The 22371-nt window shown below is 41.4% G+C and carries 21 protein-coding genes; 16 read left to right on the top strand and 5 right to left on the bottom strand.

Features of this window, described 5'->3' with window-relative positions:
• The first annotated feature begins 11 nt into the window (after positions 1 to 11).
• Positions 12 to 473, top strand: coding sequence for an NUDIX domain-containing protein (locus tag BK583_RS16485; protein ID WP_038477414.1), 462 nt, complete (start codon positions 12 to 14; stop codon positions 471 to 473).
• A 123-nt stretch (positions 474 to 596) separates the two neighbouring features.
• Here BK583_RS16485 and BK583_RS16480 read toward each other — a convergent pair whose 3' ends face one another.
• Positions 597 to 1163 (bottom strand): flavin reductase family protein, encoded by a 567-nt coding sequence (locus BK583_RS16480; protein ID WP_038477417.1) that lies wholly within the window; start codon positions 1161 to 1163, stop codon positions 597 to 599.
• 156 nt (positions 1164 to 1319) lie between these two features.
• Here BK583_RS16480 and BK583_RS16475 point away from each other — a divergent pair, with 156 nt between their 5' ends.
• The gene (locus BK583_RS16475; RefSeq protein WP_055735616.1) at positions 1320 to 3005 is read left to right on the top strand and encodes a M3 family oligoendopeptidase; all 1686 of its coding nucleotides are present in this window, start codon (positions 1320 to 1322) and stop codon (positions 3003 to 3005) included.
• A gap of 45 nt (positions 3006 to 3050) precedes the next feature.
• Here the strand turns inward: BK583_RS16475 and sda are convergent, their stop codons facing one another.
• A complete protein-coding gene (gene sda, locus BK583_RS16470) occupies positions 3051 to 3203 on the bottom strand; it encodes a sporulation histidine kinase inhibitor Sda (protein WP_078440228.1) in 153 nt (50 codons plus the stop codon).
• A 162-nt stretch (positions 3204 to 3365) separates the two neighbouring features.
• Entirely contained in the window at positions 3366 to 3719 is a 354-nt protein-coding gene (locus BK583_RS16465; protein ID WP_038477423.1) for a YolD-like family protein, read from the bottom strand.
• 151 nt (positions 3720 to 3870) lie between these two features.
• On the opposite strand from BK583_RS16465, the gene BK583_RS16460 reads away from it, so the two are divergent.
• Entirely contained in the window at positions 3871 to 6915 is a 3045-nt protein-coding gene (locus BK583_RS16460; RefSeq protein WP_055735617.1) for an efflux RND transporter permease subunit, read from the top strand.
• A 64-nt stretch (positions 6916 to 6979) separates the two neighbouring features.
• On the opposite strand, the gene BK583_RS16455 is transcribed toward BK583_RS16460, so the two are convergent.
• Positions 6980 to 7444, bottom strand: coding sequence for an Asp23/Gls24 family envelope stress response protein (locus BK583_RS16455; protein WP_055735618.1), 465 nt, complete (start codon positions 7442 to 7444; stop codon positions 6980 to 6982).
• Positions 7445 to 7818: 374 nt separating this feature from the next.
• Between BK583_RS16455 and BK583_RS16450 the strand changes: the two genes are divergently transcribed.
• From BK583_RS16450 to cysI, 8 genes are read left to right on the top strand one after another with little or no spacing between them, the layout of a single operon-like run.
• Positions 7819 to 8523: a phosphoadenylyl-sulfate reductase gene (locus BK583_RS16450; RefSeq protein WP_038485278.1), complete on the top strand. Its 705-nt coding sequence runs from the start codon at positions 7819 to 7821 to the stop codon at positions 8521 to 8523.
• The gene (gene sat / locus BK583_RS16445) at positions 8523 to 9656 is read left to right on the top strand and encodes a sulfate adenylyltransferase (protein ID WP_055735619.1); all 1134 of its coding nucleotides are present in this window, start codon (positions 8523 to 8525) and stop codon (positions 9654 to 9656) included. Before BK583_RS16450 ends, sat begins: the two co-directional genes overlap by 1 nt.
• Positions 9653 to 10258, top strand: a complete 606-nt coding sequence (gene cysC / locus BK583_RS16440) for an adenylyl-sulfate kinase (protein WP_055735620.1) — start codon at positions 9653 to 9655, stop codon at positions 10256 to 10258. The genes sat and cysC overlap by 4 nt, the downstream gene beginning before the upstream one ends.
• Before the next feature lie 10 nt (positions 10259 to 10268).
• Entirely contained in the window at positions 10269 to 11654 is a 1386-nt protein-coding gene (cobA, locus tag BK583_RS16435; RefSeq protein ID WP_055735621.1) for a uroporphyrinogen-III C-methyltransferase, read from the top strand.
• Positions 11602 to 12369 (top strand): sirohydrochlorin chelatase, encoded by a 768-nt coding sequence (locus tag BK583_RS16430; protein ID WP_236702354.1) that lies wholly within the window; start codon positions 11602 to 11604, stop codon positions 12367 to 12369. The genes cobA and BK583_RS16430 overlap by 53 nt, the downstream gene beginning before the upstream one ends.
• Positions 12366 to 12998, top strand: a complete 633-nt coding sequence (locus BK583_RS16425) for a precorrin-2 dehydrogenase/sirohydrochlorin ferrochelatase family protein (RefSeq protein WP_055735623.1) — start codon at positions 12366 to 12368, stop codon at positions 12996 to 12998. Before BK583_RS16430 ends, BK583_RS16425 begins: the two co-directional genes overlap by 4 nt.
• 13 nt (positions 12999 to 13011) lie before the next feature.
• Positions 13012 to 14832: an assimilatory sulfite reductase (NADPH) flavoprotein subunit gene (locus BK583_RS16420; protein WP_055735624.1), complete on the top strand. Its 1821-nt coding sequence runs from the start codon at positions 13012 to 13014 to the stop codon at positions 14830 to 14832.
• Between the two features lie 13 nt (positions 14833 to 14845).
• Positions 14846 to 16570 (top strand): assimilatory sulfite reductase (NADPH) hemoprotein subunit, encoded by a 1725-nt coding sequence (cysI, locus tag BK583_RS16415; RefSeq protein ID WP_055735625.1) that lies wholly within the window; start codon positions 14846 to 14848, stop codon positions 16568 to 16570.
• Positions 16571 to 16686: 116 nt separating this feature from the next.
• Here the strand turns inward: cysI and BK583_RS20505 are convergent, their stop codons facing one another.
• Positions 16687 to 16827: a lmo0937 family membrane protein gene (locus BK583_RS20505; RefSeq protein ID WP_124741506.1), complete on the bottom strand. Its 141-nt coding sequence runs from the start codon at positions 16825 to 16827 to the stop codon at positions 16687 to 16689.
• Between the two features lie 221 nt (positions 16828 to 17048).
• On the opposite strand from BK583_RS20505, the gene BK583_RS16410 reads away from it, so the two are divergent.
• From BK583_RS16410 to BK583_RS16390, 5 genes are all read left to right on the top strand, one after another.
• Positions 17049 to 17483, top strand: a complete 435-nt coding sequence (locus BK583_RS16410; RefSeq protein WP_055735626.1) for a stage II sporulation protein P — start codon at positions 17049 to 17051, stop codon at positions 17481 to 17483.
• A 145-nt stretch (positions 17484 to 17628) separates the two neighbouring features.
• Positions 17629 to 18246 carry an NUDIX hydrolase gene (locus BK583_RS16405; protein ID WP_055735627.1) on the top strand — a complete coding sequence of 206 codons (618 nt, stop codon included), beginning with the start codon at positions 17629 to 17631 and terminating at the stop codon, positions 18244 to 18246.
• A 123-nt stretch (positions 18247 to 18369) separates the two neighbouring features.
• Entirely contained in the window at positions 18370 to 19233 is an 864-nt protein-coding gene (locus tag BK583_RS16400; protein ID WP_055735628.1) for a M23 family metallopeptidase, read from the top strand.
• Between the two features lie 74 nt (positions 19234 to 19307).
• Positions 19308 to 21095 carry a S9 family peptidase gene (locus BK583_RS16395; protein ID WP_055735629.1) on the top strand — a complete coding sequence of 596 codons (1788 nt, stop codon included), beginning with the start codon at positions 19308 to 19310 and terminating at the stop codon, positions 21093 to 21095.
• Positions 21092 to 22318 carry an MFS transporter gene (locus tag BK583_RS16390; RefSeq protein WP_055735630.1) on the top strand — a complete coding sequence of 409 codons (1227 nt, stop codon included), beginning with the start codon at positions 21092 to 21094 and terminating at the stop codon, positions 22316 to 22318. Before BK583_RS16395 ends, BK583_RS16390 begins: the two co-directional genes overlap by 4 nt.
• Positions 22319 to 22371 lie beyond the last annotated feature (53 nt).

Here is a 22371-nt window from a genome sequence, read left to right as displayed (position 1 = left end):
GAAAGGTGCTCATGGGTATTAGAAATTCAGCAAAAGGAATTATGATTAGCGAAGATAAGATCTTAGTAACAAAAAACCGAGATGCTGAAGGGGATTTTTATCTTTTTCCTGGAGGTGGACAGGAGTGGGGTGAACCGCTGCATAACACCTTAAAAAGAGAGTTTTTAGAAGAGGTCGGGAAAGAAGTAGATGTGAAAGAACTCCTTCACATCCGTGAATACATCGGGAAGAATCACGAATATGCTGCATTTGATTCCAACGTCCATCAAGTTGACTATTATTTTTTGTGTCATGCAGTAAAGGAGTGTCGTGATCAAGCACCTACTCAACCAGACAAAAATCAAGTCGGTATAGAATGGCTCCCTATAGATGCGTTGCTTGAATATAGGATATACCCTAAAAGTTTGAGAAGTTATCTCATTGAGTACCACAATCATAAAAAAACGATTGTTTATCTAGGAGACATAAATTAATCGTCTTGACTGAGACCCTCTTGGAATAAAGGTAGAGATCCAAGAGAGTGCGTTTGTCAAAGTAAGTAGATTTTTATTATGTAAGTTGTTTAAATCGTTCTTTCTGAAGGCGTCCTGTATTGGCTACAAATGATTGGGTGGTTGATGGAGCATTTGGGGTGCCTCTTTTGTAAGCGCTCGATATTCAGATCGTCCAATATACATTGGAATCGATAGTTGCTCAAAGTCGATTGTATTGCTTGAAGTAAATGCCTGCTCATGTCGATAGCTTTGTATGACTTCACCGACAATCCATTCATGAGTACCATAGGTATGCTCGCCTACTACGTTGCATTCATAAGCAAAATAAGCTTCTTTAATAATAGGAACAGCACACAACTCACTTAAGTGGTAAGGAATATTAAAAAGATCAAATTTGTTCTGTTCTCTGCCACTATATGTTCCACTAAGTTGAATCCACTGGGAATATTCGCTCGGGAGAAACTGTACTGCAAAGGTTTTACTTTGTGAGATTAGCTCATATGTAAACGTTTCTTTTCGTAAAGCGAACCCATAATGTCCCGGGTTTGTTCCCATAAAGGTGTGCCAGCCTGATGCCATTACATTGACTTGATCATTTGATTGACTCGTTATGACAGCTACCATACTTGGATAGGTATGCCATGAAGCTTTTGAAACAGGTTTTAACATGTGCCCTACTCCTTCTTTTATCCTCGTCTTGAGTTCATCTTAAAAGGACTTTGCGTTTCGATCAACACATTTTCAATAAAGTGACGAGCAGAAGTGCCTTGAACTAGTCCCTGCTCTGTATGAATGCTAAAATGGGTGGAAAGGAGTTGGTAGACGATGACAACCTTTTATAAGGAACCTTTTTCACTTGAAGAGACGGATAAGCTTGAAGCACGGTACAACGAGTTGTTGAACATTCCGCTTGATTCAGTGGAGCAGGTGGAAGTATTTCTCCAAAAGGAATCGGACTTATCCGATGAACTGGAAGAAATGATGACAGGTCATTATGTTGAATTTAATAGTTATAACGACTCTAAGGAAGCAAAGCGTGTATTTGAGCATGATCAGCAAGTTGTGTTGCCAATTGTAAAGAAATATTCCGCTTTATTAGATGATGCGTTTCTCTCATCAAACGTTTTAGCTCAATTACCAGAAGAACAGTATGGCTACTTAGTAAAAAGAAGAAAAAGTGCACAGGCATTATTTCAAGAAGCAACAATTCAGCTAGAGGTAGAAGAAGATCAACTAGCCACTACCTATTTTGAACATACTGGATCAATGACCGCTGATTGGGATGGAAAAGAACTAACCCTTCCTCAATTAGCTGCTTATGCTGAAAGTGTTGACCGTGATCAACGAAAACGTGCTATGACAAAATTACGTGAGGCTTACATAAAAAAAGAAGAGCCTTTGCAGGAAATTTTATCAGAGCTTATTCAACTTAGGCAGAAAAAGGCTGAAAATGCTGGGTTTACGAATTTTGCAGATTATATGTTTCAGAAATATGATCGGTTTGATTACACACCAGCGGATTGCAAACGCTTAGCAGAGAATGTGGCGACGTATGTGAAGCCGGTTGTTGAAAAAATTCATAAGCGCCATCAGCAAGGATTAGGGTTAGATTCGTATTTACCATGGGATCGTAGCGCTATCAAGCCTGGTGAAGAGCCGTTAAAACCATTTGACACAACAGAAGAGCTTATTTCAAAGACAGAAAAAGTGTTAAATCAGCTTGACCCTTCTTTTGGTCAGCTTCTTTCTCAGCTTAAAGAAGGAAACACGCTTGATCTTGAAAGCAGGAAAGGGAAGTCGCCAGGTGGGTTCTGTTCGTCACTGCCACTTTCGCAGCTTTCTGTTATTTTTATGAATCATGCGAACCAGCATGAGGATATGATTACCCTTATCCATGAAATGGGGCATTGCATTCATAACGATAGGAAGAAAGAGCTTTCGTTAGCGGCTTATCGTGATACGCCGATGGAATCAAGTGAACTCGCAAGTATGTCTATGGAATTATTTACGTTGCCGTTCTGGGATGTTTACTATGAGAACCAGGAAGAGTATGAGCGTGCCAAACAGAAGCAGTTAGAATCAATTGTAACGTTCTTACCAATTGGAATGGTGATTGATTCGTTTCAACATTGGCTGTATGAACACCCGAACCATTCAAAGGAAGAGCGCAACAAGAAGTATCGTGAGTTGCTGACAAAACTTCAGTCGAATGTCGTTGATTGGTCTGGTTATGAAAAGTGGCAAGAAACTCAATGGCTTAGCGTGCTTCATATTTTTGAAGTGCCATTTTATTATATTGAATATGTTATTGCCCAGCTTGGAGCCATGCAGCTATACAAGCAATATAAAGAACACCCAGAAGAGACATTAAAACGGTATAAAGCCGCGCTTGCCCTAGGCAGTTCAACGTCATTAACGGATGTCTATAAAGCAGCAGGAATAGCGTTTGATTTCTCAGAAGACATGATTCGTTCGCTTATGGCGTTTATGGAAAAAGAATTAAAGTTATAAAAAGCCTACCACATAAAAGGGTAGGCAAAGAAGATCGTTCTACTACTAAGAACGATCTTTTTTCATATGTATATGTTTCAGGAGTCCTCGACGCCGAAGTTCTTGTTTAATAATGGAAATAAAGTCAGCATTCAAACAATGTTGGATCGCACGATCATATGCTTCTAGAAGAAGATCATCGGATAGTTGCTGTAACATGACGAGGCTCCCCTTTGTTTTAGGATTCTGCTTGTATACATGTAATTTATCACAATATATAGTGTTTATCAATATAATCTCACACTATATATACTTATTTTTTGTGCTTAATCGAAGTTCGACATAAAGCGACTGTCTTCCATCATAACAGTCAAATAGAGGTTAATGTTTTCGACAAACATCTTTGATCATACGAAGGTTTAACCATTCGTAGTCGTCTGATAAAAGGAGTTTAATGCGCTTGTTCAAATCATCGTACTTTGTGACCTTTCCATCTAGTGAGTGGTAACGACCATCATGCCAGAATGTTACGGTAGTGTCGTACTGTTGCCTAATCGCATCCATAATGATTTCACCTAGCTCCTGCCAGCTGTCTTCGGATAACGGCTCATGTAGTGGAATATAGCTTTCCTGTTGTTGTAGTTTAAGCCATCCTTCTTTGTGCTCTGGCAGCATCATCCGACTGCCTTCCCAAAGCAAATTTCCTCGTTTAACGAACAATTCTTCTTTACGCATAGCGAACGTCCTTTCGTCTTTTTCTTTTTATTATAGACGAATGTGCGTTCGTTATACAATGGTGATTGTTGGATATTTAGCAAATAGGATGTTTTTCAAGCTCCTATAAAGGGTATGAAGTGGTGATACTTACTTAGAAAAGAGGGAATGTATGCGCTGGATTATTGATCGACCAAAGCTAACGGTCTTATTCTTTACCATGCTAACGATTGTCGGAGCGATTAGCTTTACACAGCTTTCACAACGGGAAATACCAGAATTTGAACCACCAATTGGTCAAATTATAACCGCTTACCCTGGTGCTTCATCAGAAGAAGTGGAGCGGCAAATTACAAGTCAAATTGAAGGTATTTTAAGCGAGTATGAAGAAATCACTTCCTATGAATCGGTTTCTGCGCCTAGCTTATCTCTTATTACGGTTGAACTCGACGAAAGTGTCGGAAAAGAATCGACTATTTGGAATGACGTATCTCAAAAAGTAAATGGGCTCTCTTCTACGTTACCAGACGATGCTTTAAATCCTGAGGTAGAAACAGATCTAGGGGATCAAGGGCTCGCTACATATCAAATAACCTATAATGACGATGTAGACATGGATGAGCTCCTACAGCTCATTGATCTGTATGAAGAAAAGCTGTCATCACTTGTTGATATAACAGGTGTTGACGTACAGGGAGTCGTGGAGGAAGAAATAGCGGTTAGGCTCGATGCGGAAGCAATGGAAGAAAATAACCTTTCATACGCACAAGTACTTGGAGTCTTGCAAGGTGAAGAAAATACATCACCGATAGGCGAATGGGAGACAGAAGGGGCCATCGTTCCTGTTAATATGGAGACCTATCAGGATGTGTCTTCCTTTAATAATCTGCCTGTTGGTGTAGATGAAGAAGGCAATATCGTTCGACTGCAAGATGTTGGAGTAATGGAAAAAAGCTATAAAGCACGTGAAGAAGCTGTCCAATTTAATGGGGAGCGAGCGTTGTCATTAACGTTTACGTTACAGTCAGGCAGTAGTGTACCTGCCGCACAAAATGAACTCGACGGGTACGTTGATGAACTCGAAAGCGAGTTACCCGCGGGAGCAGAAATGGAGCTGTTATATTCCCAAAGTGACCTCGTATCAGAGCTTTTTGTAGATTTAGCGTGGTCATTTGGATTTGCTTTTCTAGCTGTTCTCATTGTGTGTTCATTAGGCTTGCGAATAGGGTCTGCGATTAGTGTGGCGATTGCCGTTCCAGTATCGCTTAGCATTGGCTCACTGGCACTACCATTTGCAAATGTTGATTTGAATCAAATTTCGTTAATTGCCTATATCCTTGTGTTAGCTATCTTAGTCGACGATGCCATTGTCGTTAATGATAATATTGAGCGTCAATTAAGGTTAGGAAAACCAGCAAAAGAGGCAGCGAGAAAAGGAACGACAGAAGTACTCGGTTCTGTTATTACGTCAACCATTATTGTGGTGTTTACATTCTTTCCGATTTTATTCTTACCAAGTGGAGCAGGTGAATTTATTCGTCCGCTACCTGTTGTTGTTATTAGTGCCATCGTTGCATCGACGGCTGTTGGCTTAATCGGTGTCCCTGTTTATCGTGTATGGAGGGAGAGACGAAAGCCAACAAAGCAAGATGGGCGATCAGCAGGTCTTGCAGGACCACTTTTAGAAAAAGGTGGAAACTGGTATGGGCGGAAATTAATGAAAGGCGTTGTCAACCATCCCTTTATTGTTGCTTTCACGGGTTTAATTGTTGGGACAGCTGCATATGCTCTTATCCCATGGATTCCAATTGAGTTCTTCCCAGATTCTGATCGAGAAGAGGTGTTTGTTGAGACGACGTTAGCTGATGGTACACCACTTGCACAAACAGAGGAAGAGGCGGAAGCCATTGCTAGTTGGTTAGGTCAGCATGACTTTGTTCGGTCTGTATCTACCTATTCAGGAACATCCATCCCACGTTTGTTTAACGCCAATGGTGGCAGCGAAGAAAGTCAAAACCTAGCAAACTTCCTAGTGTTCATTGATAAAGAAGAGATTGAAGCAAGAACAGCAATGGATCTGTGGAGCGAGACGTTACCTGAAGCTTTTTCTGTTATTGAAACGTACGAAGTGTCCATTATTGAATCTGGTCCTCCAGTAGGTGCACCCATTGCGATTGACATTAGTGGACCATCTATTGATGAATTAATGATGAAAAGTGCCGAGGCTAAGGAGCTTTTACTGAATGTAGACGGCGTGTTAAACGTAGATGATACCATTGGGAATCCCGTTCAATCGTATGTAGTTGAATTAAATCGAGAGGCAATGGAGGAGAATGGATTAACAAGTGATGAGCTTTCTCAGTCGTTGGCAGTACTCGGCGAAGGCATTCCGCTTGGAACATTTGATGAAGACGGAGAGTTGCTTGATTGGCGTCTTGTCATTGAAGGGGATGAGCGTGAACTACTTGAGACGGTAACGATAGCTGGTGAAACAGGAAACCGAGTTCCGTTAGCTGACGTTGTTTCTTTCTCAGAGGAAGAGATCCAACCACGAATTCCTCGTCAACAAGGAGAGCGCACCGTTACCGTTCGTGCTTTTCCAGCAGAGAATCAATCAGCTGATGATATTATTGCAGAAGTTGAAGACGAGCTACTTGCGTTAGAAGAAAGTGACTACAGTGTGCAGATCGGTGGGGAAACGTCTGAGCGTACGGAAGTTTTTGTACAGATTGGCCAAATTTTTCTTATTGTAGTCTTTCTTATTCTGATAGCGATGGTCATTCAATTTTATTCATTAACGATTCCGTTCATTGTTCTTAGTGCAGTGTATTTGGCTTTTTCAGGAGCGATGATTGGGCTGTTTCTAACACAAACAGGTTTAGGCTTTATGTCGTTGATGGGTGGCGTTAGTCTAGCTGGGATTGTGGTTCGAAACGGGATTGTGCTCATTGAATTTATTGAACAGCGAAGAAAAGAGGGGCTTCTACCTAAAGAAGCGGTGATGCTTGCAGCGGAACAACGTTTTCGACCGATTGTATTAACCTCGCTTGTAACAATTGCTGGTTTAATCCCAATTGCGTTTGGAAACAGTACGTTGTTTCAACCACTAGGTATTACCATTGTGTCGGGTGCATTATTTTCAGCGATATTAACGTTATTTGTTGTTCCAGCCCTTTATCTAGTAAGAGTTCGTTGGAAAGAAGGAGAACTAGAGTAAAGAAAAGAGTAAAAAAGCTGTTTTAGTAGGTGAGTTCCTGCTAAAAACAGCTTTTTTTTGCGTTTTATTCAACTCGGTTTGAATCTGGTCGAGATTTTGAACTTGAACGGTTCTCTTCAAATTCTTCACGTGTAAAAACATCGTCTACATTCATATTGAATTCAACAAGCTCTAATCCAGTCATTTGGTGAATATTTCTTGCTACACTCTCTTTAATATCCTTATAAATAGCTGGAATGCTCTTCCCGTACTCAACATATACTTCAAGGTCAATAGCGACTTGCTTTTCACCGACGTCTGCGCGAATGCCTTTTGTAATACTTTCTTCTCTGCCGAATGTCTCTTTCATTCCTTGGAAGAAGCTTCCGCTCATACCGAGAATACCGTCTGTTTCAATGGTTGCTAATGCGGCAATTTTTTTTATGACTTCATCATCGTACGTTAAATGATTACGATTTTCTTGTTGCGTATTCTGTTGTTCCTGTTCTATTTGTCCTGTTTTTGCTGTTGAACCAATTGTTGAGGCCATAGAGTATCTCTCCTTTTTATCGTTCATCCTACCGAGTAGGAACGATGACTTATCCTGTGTGTAACCGTTCTTTAACAAGATTAAACATTTGAGTGATTGAACTCCCTACACACTTCTTGAAGAACATCTTCTTTTACTAACAGGAGGAGCTCTCCAACATCAGTCTGAAGGAGAGGCGCTAAAAGCTGCTCGCTGTTTCACATGCATAGGAAAAAAACAGTCAGCTTACAGAAAGAATTATTAGAAAATAAGTAGTTGACAGTCTATTTAATCAAGAGTAGAATTTTCTTAAATCATATTAAATTACAAGGGATTATCGGAATAATGCGAATGGAAGAGAAGGAGGAGCACGATTGAGCTATCTCTATAAAGAAATGCAAGGTGAGGACTATGCGGTGCTGAATTCGAAGTTAAAGAGTCGGGATAGTATCGATATTTTACGTTTTGCTCACCAAACTTATGGAAAAAACCTTGTTTATGCGTGTAGTTTTGGAGCAGAAGCAATGGTCATGCTAGATTTACTGTCCAAAGTTCAAAAAGACGCACAGATCCTATTTTTAGATACAGACTTTCATTTTAAAGAAACGTATGAACTTATTGAAAAAGTAAAGCAACGGTATCCTCATATGCAAATTAAGTTAGCAAAATCCTCTCTTACCCCAGAAGAGCAGGAGAACCAATTTGGATCGAAGCTTTGGTTAACCAACCCTGATCAATGTTGTCAAATTCGAAAACTAGACGTGCTAGAGCGTGAGATGGCACCGTTTGATGCGTGGCTGTCTGGCTTACGTAGAGAGCAGTCACCCACAAGAGCGAACACTGAATTTATTAATCAAGATAATCGATTTAAAAAAGTGAAAATTTGCCCACTTATCCATTGGACGGAAGAGGAAATTTGGATGTACATTGAGCTCCACAAGCTTCCGTACAATCCGCTTCATGACCAGCATTATCCAAGTATTGGCTGCACTTATTGTACGAAGCCGGTTATGCCAGGTGAGGATAATCGAAGCGGGCGTTGGCAAGGCAATCAAAAGACAGAATGTGGGCTACACGCACCGACGAAAGGGGAAGAATAATGGTAGTAAAAGAGAAGGAACTTGTACAGTTATACGAGCCGACTTACACAATAAAAGGGATAGAGGCAGAGATTGAGCTGGATGCTTTTGCTTTATCGGACTTGGAGTTAATTGGGATTGGTGGGTTTTCTCCATTAACGGGTTTTTTAAATGAAGAGGACTATCATGCAGTTGTTGAGAGTATGCGCTTAGTGAATGGAGAGCCATGGAGCATCCCTATCACATTACCAGTTGATCAACAAAAAGCCGAAGCATTGAAACATCATACGAAAGCAAAGCTTGTCTATAAAGGCGACGTTTATGGTGTGATTACGATTGAAACCATCTATCAACCTGATAAAAAGCGAGAAGCGAAACATGTGTACCGAACCGAGGATACTGAGCATCCAGGTGTTGCAAAGCTCTTTTCTAGACCGAGTGTCTACGTCGGTGGCGATATTGTACTAATAAAGCGATTAGAACGCGAACAGTTTGGTTCATATTATCTAGATCCAGCAGAAACCCGAAAACAGTTTGCCGAAAAGGGTTGGAAAACCGTTGTTGGCTTCCAAACGCGCAACCCGGTTCACCGCGCCCATGAATACATACAAAAAGCAGCACTAGAAACGGTGGATGGGTTATTTTTAAATCCACTTGTTGGTGAAACAAAGGCAGGAGATATTCCAGCAGACGTTAGAATGGAAAGTTACGAGGTCTTACTAGCAAATTACTATCCTGAAGAGCGTGTTCATTTGTCTGTTTTTCCAGCGGCAATGCGTTACGCTGGGCCAAGAGAAGCAATCTTCCACGCCCTCGTTCGAAAAAATTACGGCTGCACCCATTTCATCGTTGGACGTGATCATGCTGGTGTTGGAAATTATTATGGAACATATGACGCGCAGGAAATTTTTAAGGAGTTTCAGCCTGACGAACTAGGCATTAAACCTCTTTTCTTTGAGCATAGTTTCTTCTGCAAAGCATGTGGCAATATGGCTTCGTCTAAAACATGTCCACATGAGCCTACTCAGCATGTCATTCTATCTGGTACGAAGGTTCGTGAGATGCTAGCAAACGGAGAGCTGCCACCGGCGGAATTTAGTCGGAAAGAAGTCGTTGAAATTTTAATTCGTGGGCAACAGGAGGCAGGTGCATGAGTAAATCGGTTGACAATCTTGTTTGGCACGAAGCAACGATTACAAAAGCAGACCGCCAAGCGAAAAACAATCATAAAAGCTGTTTACTTTGGTTCACTGGCTTATCAGGATCAGGAAAATCGACATTAGCAAATGCTCTTGATCAAGTGCTGTATAACAATCATCTAAACAGCTATGTGTTAGACGGTGATAACATTCGCCAAGGACTGAATCAAGATTTAGGATTCACTGATGCAGATAGAGTGGAAAATATCCGTCGTATCGGTGAAGTGAGTAAATTGTTTGTTGATGCAGGCACGATCGTATCCACAGCTTTTATTTCGCCATTTGAAAACGACCGTCAGCGTGTGCGGGAGCGTTTCACTGAAAATGAATTTATTGAAGTGTATGTCAAATGTGATTTAGAAGAGTGTGAAAAGCGAGATGTAAAAGGCTTATATAAAAAAGCAAGGGCAGGAGAAATACCATACTTTACAGGCATTAGCTCCCCTTATGAAGCACCGAGTCAACCAGAAATTATTGTAGACACAGCAAATGAAACGATTGAACAGTCGGTAGAAAAACTGGTGAACTACTTAAAAGGAAAACAGATTGTAAGGTAGGGGGCAACACATGAGTAGAGGAACCGTTTACCTTATTGGAGCAGGTCCTGGGGATATTGGGCTTATTAGTTATAAAGGAATGCAGCGATTGCGACAAGCTGATGTGGTACTGTACGACAGACTTGTTAACCCTTTGCTTCTAGAAGAAGTAAAGGAAGGAGCAGAGTTGATTTACGTCGGTAAGCTACCAAATCGCCACATTCTTAGGCAAGAGGCTATTCATGATGAACTGGTACGTCAAGCCGATCATCATCAAACCGTCGTTCGATTAAAAGGAGGCGATCCTAGTGTATTTGGCCGGGTAGGAGAAGAGGCGGCGTTTCTGGATCGCTATCAAGTCCCCTTTGAAATTATACCAGGTATAACATCTGGCATTGCAGTACCAGCTTATGCAAATGTCCCAGTCACCCATCGAACAAAAGGTACGAGCTTTGCTGTTGCAACCGGGCATAGTCAAAAAGAAAACTCACTTGAGCTGGATTGGTCAGGGCTTGCCAAAATCGACACGGTTGCTTTTTATATGGGGGTAAAAAACCTTCCGCGAATTGTGGAAAATTTTATTCAACACGGCCGACCTGAAAGTGAAAGTGTCTTATGTATTCAATGGGGGACGACGAGCAAGCAAAAAGTAGTGAAAGCAACATTAGCGACCATTGTAGAAGAAGTGAAAAGTCATGGGATTGGCAATCCAGCCATTACCCTTGTCGGCAAAGTGGCGGAGCTTTATAAGGGTAAAAGTTGGTTCGAGGATCAACCTTTATTTGGACATTATCCACTTGTTTTAGCAGAAGGGGCTTCGAGCTTGGTAAGTGATTTAAGACAAGCTGGTGCCGAGGCATTCGCTCCTAAAGTAGCGCTTCAACACGATGAAAATTGCGTTACATTTTATTCTAGTGATGATGTAGAGGTATTTATTGAACAGCTAAGAGAAGAGGCGGTGGATATTCGGACCATTTCCCTCGACCTTGTTGCAGTGACAGCAAGTGCACAAAATGCACTTAAGCACTATGGTCTTCTAGCCGCCTCGTTAGAAAGAAAAACGGAGGACGAATCAATACTGTCAAATTTGGATGAAAAGTGGACAACAGCAACAAACGTTATTCTAGGACGTTTGCAAGAGGAGCAGTCTATTACCGATATTATTTTATCCTCTTCTCAACAGCTTCCACACTTATTTAGAATAGTTGAACAGTACCCTGAATTAAGAGAGGTTCCTATCTATAGTGACCAAGAGGAAGTAGTAAAAACGTTATGTACATTAGGGTTTCTTGGAGTAAGAGTGAGCGGGCAAACCCCAAGTGTATTAGGGCAGTGGTTACACGCAAGGCAAGGGAAGGTGATGAATGATGCAAGCTATTCTTTACGTCGGTCATGGCAGCCGAGTCCAAACTGGTAATGAGCAGTTTAAGACGTTTATTGACCGTATAAAGTCATCCTTTTCTCATTTTCAAACTTATGCCTTTATAGAATTAAGCGCGCCGACCATTCAAGAAGGGATTGATCGTTGTGTAAAGGCGGGAGCGACAAAAATTGCTGTAGTCCCGGTCTTGTTGTTAACAGCGTACCATGCTAACAAAGACATCCCAGATGAATTAAAAAAAGCAAAGCGACGGTACCCATCAATAGAGCTTACATATGGGCGCCCTTTTGGCATTCATCAAGATGTCATTCAAGTAGCTATGGATCGTCTTAAACAGGCAGGGTTACAAACCATGAATGGTACTCGTGAAGAGGGGACGACCATTTTAGTCATTGGTCGAGGATCAAGTGATGGCAACCAACCAAGTGATGTAGCAAAAATTGGACGACTTCTTTATGAACGTCTAGCGTGTGATAACGTGGAAATCGGGTTTCTTGCTGCGACAACACCGACTGTAGAGCAGGGGTTATTGAAGTGTGAGCGATTACGTGCAAAGAATGTTTACGTGTTGCCCTATTTATTATTTACAGGCGTACTAATGAATGAGCTAGCACAACAAATTAAAGTGAGAAATCAAGGTACAGATACAAACTACATTCTCTGTGACTTTCTAGGTTTTGATTTCGGTTTAGAAGGTGTACTAGAAGCGCGGGCAAAGGAAGCGATCGAAATGGAGCCAATGAGTCTATGAGCCATGCTGCCCTTCCTTATATGATTCAAGTTTCACAACTATCGATTACAGTCGTTGGTGGAGGAATGGTTGCGAAGAAACGCACACAATCACTCATTGATGCTGGTGCGCATATTCATCTCGTTACCCCGCGTTTAAAGGGTGATTGGGATGAACTTATTCGTTCACACAACCTAACGTGGGAAGCGCGCAAAGTAACAGATGAAGAATGTCTTTTAGCAGATTGGGTTTTTCTTTGTACCAATAATTCAGCTTTACATGATAGGTATAAACAAAACAAAGCACCCCGCCAAATGGTTTATCGTTGTGATCTAGCCCAAGAAGGGAATTTCTATGTACCAGCGTCTATTGAACGAGGGCTGTTAAGTGTGAGCGTATCGACAGCCGGTGCAAGTCCTTCATACACGAAACATATAAAAGAAACACTTGAAGCCGTCTTGCCTTCACATGCAGCTGAGGATTTACAATTTTTACAGCAGGCGAGAAAAAGGATACTTGCTCAAAAAGGCGAAAGACAAGCTAAACTAAAAGTGTTAAAAGAATTAGCGTCAAAGGACCGTTTGAGAGATCCTAACCGGGAAGAGTGGTTAAACGAGGCGTGCGCGTTAGTAGAAAAAGAGAGAAGATAAGAGGTGGAAGAACTTGCAGTTGCAACCAACGAATAGCCCATTTACTCAACAACAAGTTGAATGGCTAAATCAATTACTACCAACCTTAACGCCTGAACAAAAAGTTTGGCTGAGTGGCTTTATGGCGGCGTCAGGAAGCACAGTCAGTCTCGAAGTAGCGGCTAGTACGGAGGTAAAGAGCGAGCCAACAAAAGAAGAGGCTATCGCGGCGAAGCGTGAGGTAACGATCTTATATGGCTCCCAAACAGGGAATAGTCAACAGCTAGCAGAGCTAGCAGCGACTCAGTTAAAAGAACAAGGCGTAGACGTGATCTTGTCGTCTATGCATACATACAAACCAAAACAATTAAAAGACGTCAAGCATCTACTTATTGTCGTAAGCACACATGGAGAAGGTGATCCGCCAGACCATGCGATTACGTTCCATGAATTTTTATACAGTAGGAAAGCGCCTAATGTAGAGGGATTAGCTTATTCCGTTCTCGCTTTAGGAGACTCTTCTTATGAATTTTTCTGTCAGACAGGAAAAGACTTCGATGAGCGTTTAGCAGCATTAGGTGGAACCCGATTATACCCTCGTGTTGATTGCGATCTTGATTTTGATGAAGAAGCAAATGAGTGGCTAACAGGTGTGGTGAAAAGCTTAGCTGAACAAAGTGGAGAACCTCAGGCGCAAACAGAAACAAAAGGACCATCAACAACAAGCACCACCTATTCTCGTTCAAACCCTTTCCAAGCAGAGGTGCTTACCAATTTGAATTTAAATGGTCGAGGCTCAGCTAAAGAAACTCGGCACTTAGAATTGTCACTCGAAGGGTCGGGACTATCTTATGCACCTGGAGACAGCGTTGGTATTTTTCCAGAGAATGACCAAGCGCTTGTGGAAGCATTATTAGAGAAAACAGGCTGGGATGAAGAAGAGGCAGTTACCATTAACAAAAAAGGCGATGTAGTACCTTTAAAGAATGCACTTTGTTGTCACTTTGAAATTACGGTGCTCACAAAGCCTCTACTCGAAAAAGCGTCTTTGCTGACAGATCATCAAGGGTTGAAGACGTTGCTTCATCCAGATCATGCAGAAGAATTAAAAGCCTATTTAGAAGGAAGAGATCTTCTTGATTTATACGAAGACTTCGGCCCATGGAACGCAGGAGCAGCTGAATTTGCTGGGATTTTAAGAAAAATCCCACCTCGCTTGTACTCGATCGCAAGTAGTTACGAAGCAGAACCAGAAGAAGTCCATTTAACCATTGGGGCTGTGCGCTATGATGCAAACGGTCGTAGCCGTTCAGGGGTATGTTCTGTGGAATGTGCTGAGCGGAAAGAACCAGGCGATACAGTATCTATTTTCATACAAAAAAATGAAAGCTTCCGTTTGCCAAGTGAAGAAGCACCTATTATTATGATCGGTCCAGGAACAGGAGTAGCACCTTTTCGTGCTTTTTTAGAAGAAAGAGACGAGCGTGGTATTGAAAGCCCAGCTTGGTTGTTTTTCGGCGATCAGCACTTCACAACTGATTTTCTGTATCAAACTGATTTTCAACGCTGGTTAAAAGACGGTGTTCTCTCGAAAATGGATGTGGCATTCTCGCGAGATACAGCGGAGAAAGTGTATGTGCAGCACCGAATGAAAGAGCATGGGGCTGAACTATTCACATGGTTAGAGGACGGGGCTTATGTGTATGTATGCGGAGACGAAAAACGCATGGCAAAAGACGTACAAGATACACTGATTGCCATTATTCAAGACGAAGGTCAGAAAACAGAGGAAGAAGCCGTTGCGTATTTAACGGCTATGCAGCAGCAAAACCGCTACTTGCGAGACGTATATTGAGGGAGGGATACAATTGACGAATAAAGATGCAATTCAAGCACAGGATGGACCTCCGAGTGACGTAGAGCGGATAAAACAGGAAAGCAATTATTTACGAGGAACGCTAACAGAGGCGCTGGCAGAACCTATTTCGTCAGGTATTAATGATGATGATAACCGCTTATTGAAATTTCACGGCAGTTATTTGCAAGATGATCGGGACTTAAGAGAGGAGCGCAGACAGCAGAAGCTTGAGCCTGCTTACCAATTCATGGTTCGAGTTCGATTGCCAGGAGGGGTGGCAACACCTGATCAGTGGTTAAAAATGGATGAACTAGCGCACCAATATGGAAATGGTACATTGCGCTTAACAACGCGACAAACGTTTCAAATGCACGGCATTTTAAAATGGAATATGAAAAAAAGCATTCAAGGTATAAACGAGGCATTAATGGATACCATTGCCGCGTGTGGAGATGTGAATCGAAATGTCATGATTACACCGAATCCTTATCAATCGGAATATCATCAAGAAGTATACGAGTATGCACGGAAATTAAGTGATGATTTATTACCGAAAACAAGAGCCTATCATGAGATATGGCTTGATGAGGAGAAAGTGGCAGAGACACCGAAGCAAGAAGAAGTGGAACCGATGTATGGGGCGCTCTATCTCCCTCGTAAATTTAAAATTGGTGTAGCGATTCCACCAGCAAATGATGTAGATGTGTTTTCTCAAGACATTGGCTATATTGCGGTTATTGAAGATGGGAAGTTAAAAGGCTTTAACGTGGCTGTCGGTGGAGGCATGGGGATGACCCATGGAGATCAACAGACCTATCCTCAGCTTGGGCGTGTCATTGGCTTTTGCAAACCAGATCAAATGGTAGACGTTGCAGAAAAGCTCATTACGATTCAGCGAGATTACGGGAATCGTTCTGAACGGAAATATGCGCGCTTCAAATATACAATTGATAAACGTGGTCTTGATTGGTTAGTAACAGAACTACACAATCGTTTAGGCTGGCAGCTTGACGTAGCGAAACCGTTTCAATTTGATCATAATGGCGATCGCTATGGTTGGATGAAGGGCATTCGGGGGCGTTGGCATTTTACATTATTTGTGCAAAACGGCCGAATTAAAGACGATGCCGACTATCAACTGATGACTGGATTGCGAGAAATTGCCAAGGTTCACACAGGTGATTTTCGTTTAACAGGAAACCAAAACGTCATTATTAGCAATGTGCCAACTGCGAAGAAAAAACAACTAACAGCGTTAATCGAACAGTATGGTTTATCAGACGGCACATATACGTCTGGATTACGGAGAAATTCAATGGCATGTGTTGCCTTTCCTACATGTGGCTTAGCGATGGCAGAATCAGAACGGTATCTTCCTTCTCTTGTAACGAAGCTAGAATATGTACTAGATGACGCGGGCTTAAAAGATGAAGATATCACGATTCGAATGGCAGGCTGTCCTAATGGCTGTTCGCGAGCCGCGATTGCAGAAATTGGCTTCATCGGTAAGGCCCCAGGGAAATACAATCTTTATTTAGGAGCCGGTTTTGCCGGTGAGCGTCTGAGTAAAATGTATAAGGAAAACATCGGCGAAGCTGAAATTCTGGATACGTTGTCTCCAATCATTCATGAGTATTCAAAAAGTCGCACAGAAAACGAGCGCTTTGGCGATTTCGTCATTCGTTCGGGTTACATTAAGAAGACAGAGGGAGGAACGGATTTTCATAAGTCATGAGGCGACACTTTTTACTAGGATGGAAGGTCTGTTGTCTTAGCTGATGTACAAAGCATGAAAGAGAATAATGAAGTACGAAACAAAACCCCGACACGATAAACGATGTCGGGGTTTTGTTATTTTCGACCTTTCACGAGCTGAACGATTAATACAATTAATGCAACAATTAGAAGTAAATTAATAAAGCCACCGGCAACATCAAGCACAAGTCCGACGAGCCATACAGCAAGAATGATGCCAAGAATGGTCCAAAGCATAATGAAGTCCTCCTTATTTGAAAGTCATATTACTATAATCCCCTATTGTGTAAACAGATAAACATTGGCTGTGATTTTTACTGCTTTGTTATCACGCCATTTCAACCAATGGGTCATTTGGAGAAGGAACCTCACTTTAAACATAAAAGAAAAAAAGACATATTATGAACGTTACTTTCATAGAATACTAGGACAGCATTTATTTCTAAGGAGGACGAGTCGTGCACAAATGGTTGATAACGAGTCTGTTAATCATGCCTTTGTTTCTAGGAGGGGAACAGGAACAAGAAGACAACATCGGAGTAGATTGGACAAGCTCTATAGAAGTAGATTATCGAGTAGGAGAAGAGCAGTTATCAAAAGCATATTCTACCTTGGCTACGAACCAGGGTAGCCAAGCGAGAATTCTAATTGAGATTGATACAGCTTCTGCGCATGGTGAAGAACTGCTTTTGCTGGCAAAAGAACTTCACTTGGAATTGGAAGAAAAGGAACCCGGTTTAAGTCGGGGCATTATTGCTAAATCCGATTTATCTCCACAGCAGCGTCATGTGAAAGTGACGATTGGGGGCGTTGACAACACAAGCGAAGAATTAGAGAATTCATTGTCGTTAGTGAAAGAACTAGTAAATCAGCTTGAACAGAAGGCGTTATAAGGCGTTTGTCCGTTTAGCGGCAAACGTTTTTTTTTTTGCTTACTGTCCTGACGATTGACATTTCTCTATTGTAGGTACAAACTCAAATGGTAGAAAAAGGAACAATGGAACAAGATTTAATAATGAATAATGAGGTGGATGAAACGTGGAACCGAAATGGTTATTATGGGCAAAACAAATCCAAGGGATTGCGCAATCAGGAAGAGCTTTTTCAAAGGATCCGTACGATCAAGAGCGATACAAAGAATTACTAGATTTAAGTGCTGACATCCTAGCTACTTATGGAGATGTAGATACAGAGATTGTGAAAGCATTATTTGCTAGGGAATCGGGCTATCAAACCCCAAAAGTGGATGTCCGTGGCGTCGTCTTTCAACACGAAAAAATCTTGTTAGTTCGTGAAAAAGCAGAACAAAAGTGGTCGTTACCGGGAGGTTTTTGTGATGTTGGACTGTCGGCAAAGGAGAATGTTGAGAAAGAAATAGTTGAAGAGGCTGGGTTTCGGACGAAGGCAAGCGAGCTACTAGCTCTTTATGATATGCAAAAGCATGGACATCCTCCTCAGCCCTTTCATTATTATAAAGTGTTCTTACAATGCGACATTATAAATGGTATTGCAACAAAAGGTCTCGAAACCGATCAAGTGATGTTTTTTTCAAAAAACGAGTTGCCTGAACTATCGGCGAATCGGAATACAGAAGAACAGATTTTGTCTATGTTTTCTTTTATGAATGAGCCAAATCAACCTCCATATTTTGATTAAATAATTCGTGACGAAACTGGGAACAGCATTTACAAAAACAGTAGGGACTGCGAAAATAAAATGAAACCTTTTTCGGAGAAGCAAAGTAAAGAAAGTAGATTAATGTATGATGGAGTGTGAAAAATGAAAAAAACGGTTAATGTGACACCCTCCCATTTCATAGAAAACTTACAAAAGAAAGACTATCGTTCTATTTATGAGCAATTAAGTGTGAATTATCAAGGTGAACTAAGCTATGAAGCGCTTGAAGCTATCTGTGAAGAGGTAATGAAGGATCATCCAACATTCGAACTGGTTTCTAGGATGGCTTTACAGGAGTTTATGGAACATCAGTGGTTGGCAAAAGAAGAACGACTTGGTATTCGAGCCTGGTTTACAGAAGATGGACGTATTCATTTCCTTCATTTTATGCCAGTAAGCATGAATGCAAACAGCGACAATGTTCTTACAGCAAACACCTATCAATTTCCTTTTAAAGGAGAGTGGATGACATTTTGGGGCGGACAGAATGAAATCCTTAATTATCATTATCCGTTTGAATCACAGCGCTATGCCTATGATTTTGACGTTAACCGTAATGGCTTTACATTTGATGGTGCACCTGATCAAAACGAAAACTATTACGCTTTTGGCAAAGAAGTATTCGCACCTTGTAAAGGGAAAGTGGAAGCGGTTGTATCGAATCAAAAGGATGTGACACCGGGAACGGTGACAAACGAAACAGAACCGTTTGGAAACTATGTAATTCTAGCCCATGAGCATGATGAATACAGTCTCATTTGTCATTTAAAAGAAAATAGTATAACGGTTAGAGAAGGAGACAGAGTAGAGCAAGGTGCTTTGCTTGGACAATGTGGCAATTCTGGTCATACCTCTGAGCCTCATATCCATTTTCAAGTGATGAACGGTCGTGACCCGTATAGTGCGGTATCCATTCGTATAAAAAGTGAAAAGGAGCCTGTTCGAGGTACATTCGTTTGTGTGTAGGATGAGGCGTCCTTCCTTTAAAAAACTGAAAGTTAAAATGATTCTATCCAATGGGAATAAAAGGGGCGATCAACATGATACCATTTAAAAAGCCAGATGTACGTGCATTTCTAAAATCATATTCCATAAAAACATTTGCAGTCAGTCCTGATGCGCAAACCATTGTCTTTCAAGCAGACTTCACAGGAGCTCCAGAATTATGGGCGATGGAACGAGGGACAGGGTTTCCATACCAGTTAACAACGATTGGTCAAAGTGTATACGATCTCCGCTTTAGCAAGGATAGCAGCTACATCCTTGCCAGTTTTGATTATGATGGAGATGAAAAACCACAAATTTATGCACTTCCTTTAAAGGGTGGGGAACTTACACCAATTCGAACCCTTCCAGGAACACACTTTTTTGTTCATGCCCAGTCTGAAGATGGAAAACGATTGTATTATACATCCGATGAGTCGAACAAAACGTATTTTGATATTTGTGCGTACGATATTGAAACAGAACAAGAGCGTACATTGGTAAAAGGAGACGATGCAAGACTTTATCTATCTTCTTTGAGTCAAGATGAAAAAGTATTTACCTATGCTAAATTTTACAGCAACACATCGATTGTCGGATACTTATGGAACAATGGAAAAAGTGAGCCATTAATTCCGGGAGCTGACAATGAGCATGTGACAGGAGATAGTACGTTAGGAAAAGATGGAACCGTTTACTTTTCAACGAATGCGGGAGAGGAATTTAGCTATCTTGCTCGGTATAGCCCAGTGTCAAAGACGTTTGAAAAGTTGTTTCAACTCGATCAAGAATCAATAAAGAGTGTACATCTATCAGAGGACGAATCTTTTTTATATGTCGTGGCTTCAGCAGGTGTGCAAGATAAATGTTATTCCTTTACCGTTGAAACAGGTGCCTCAAATGAGCTTTCATTGCCTGTCACCATTGTAGAAAAGCTACTAATGACCAATTCAGGAGAACTCATTGTACTTGGTTCAACACCGACCAAACCAAAGAATATGTATCGATACACGCAGGGCGATTGGGTGCAGCTAACGGATGTACGTATTATGGGTTTAGAGGAAAAGGAATTAAGTGAGCCTGAAGTCATTCGCTATTCTTCATACGATGGTTTAGAAATAGAAGCGCTTCTTTATCAACCACATAACGAAAACAAGAATGGTTACACGGTGTTGCTTCCCCACGGAGGACCTCAATGGGCAGATGTATTAAGCTATGATGCACAGGCTCAAATTCTTGCTTACGAAGGCTACCAAGTGTTCTCGCCGAACTATCGAGGATCGACTCGTTATGGAGCGACATTTACGAAGCTTGTAGAGGGAGACTGGGGAGAAGGCCCGCGCCTTGATATCCTTGAGGGCTTAGATTATTTAGAATCAAAGGGTCAGCTACAACCAGATAAGGTTATTGTTTTAGGTGGGAGTTACGGTGGATACATGACTTTATTGCTTCATGGACGCCATCCAGAACGGTTTCAAGCAGCAGTGGATATTTGTGGGGTTTCCAATTTATTTAGCTTTATTGAAACGGTACCTGAATCGTGGAAACCAATCATGGATCGTTGGGTTGGTCATCCCGAGCGAGATAAGGACCGTTTGGTAAAAGATTCACCTATTACCTATCTGGAGAAAATGACAAAACCTATGCTCGTTGTGCAAGGTGCAAACGATCCTAGAGTAGTGAAGGAAGAATCAGATCAAATTGTAGAGGCACTTCAAAAACAAGGTACCGAGATTGAATACTTGGTATTTGATGATGAAGGGCATGGATTTACGAAAATAGAAAATCGCATTTCCCTCTATGAGACGGTAATTCGGTTTTTAAAGAGACATCTTCACGCATGAAGAGCTGGAAGCAACCAGCTCTTCTTTTAACGACAACAGGGCTTTCTGCTATTGGGGACTTTATTTATTTAATTGTTATGAACATCCTTGTGTTTCAATTGACTGGATCAGCAGTGGCAGTTGCTGGATTTTGGATTATCTCTCCACTTGTAAACATAGTAACGAAATTTTGGACAGGCAGCTTTATAGACTATAGGAGCAAACGGCAGATTATGATGGCAACGTACATCATACGTGCAATTGGTATAGCACTTATTCCTTTTGCACCTACTATGTTTGCTATCTATGTCATCCTAGTGGGGTTAAGTGTAAGCCAATCTTTCTTTTTCCCAGCTTCGCTAACCTATACGACAATGCTTGTTCCAATGGAAAAACGAAAACGCTTTAATGCAATACGTGCATTTGTATCGTCAAGTGCGTTTATTATCGGACCGGCAATTGGTGGGGCGCTTATTCTTTTGTTTTCCACTTCTGTAACACTGTGGATAAATGCGTGTTTGTTTTTACTTGCATTCGCTCTGTTAACCTGTTTACCAGAAGAGAGGAAGGGCGATATCCAGACGAAGCCACCCCGATTAACGCTAGCTTTAATCAAGTCAGATGTAATGGTAGTGTTTTCGTTTGTGAAAAAACAATCCTATGTGATGGGAATTTATATCGCCTTTCAAGTAACGTTTTTGTTTAGCTTTCCGATGGATGTTCAAGAAGTCGTGTTTATTCAAAATGCCGTTGGCTTGTCTGAACTCGACTATAGCTTGCTCGTTAGTATAACAGGCATTGGCGCATGTGGATCAGCTATCCTGCTGTCTGTATTTGCAAATCGGTTTCCGCTACGTTGGATGATCGCAAGTGGTATGGTCTTTACGACACTAGGATATGTTCTATATGCCGTCTCATGGTCGTTTACTTCCATCGCTATAGGTTTTGTCATTTTAGGTTTTTTTAATGTCATTGTTAATGCAGGAATGACAACCTTTTATCAAAATCATGTTCCTGTCACGATGATGGGGCGTGTCACAAGTATGGTTCAGTTAGGACAAAGTATTGGTCAAGTTTTTCTCGTAATTGTAACAGGGATAACCATTGATATGCTTTCTCTTCGCACAACCATTGTTGCTCTCTCTTTATTCATGACAATTGTAGCGATAGGGTTTGCTATTCAAGTTCTTCGAAAGAAGCATCGACGTTATTTTATTGAACAGGAAATCGTAAACAGAGCGTGAAAGGTTGGCAACCTTAAAAGGGGCTGCTGTTTGCGTTTAACCAGAATCAAAAA

Origin of the sequence: Shouchella oshimensis, from assembly GCF_002019765.1 — a bacterium.
Lineage (GTDB): Bacteria > Bacillota > Bacilli > Bacillales > Bacillaceae_D > Shouchella > Shouchella oshimensis.
This window is presented reverse-complemented; position numbering and strand designations above follow the sequence as displayed.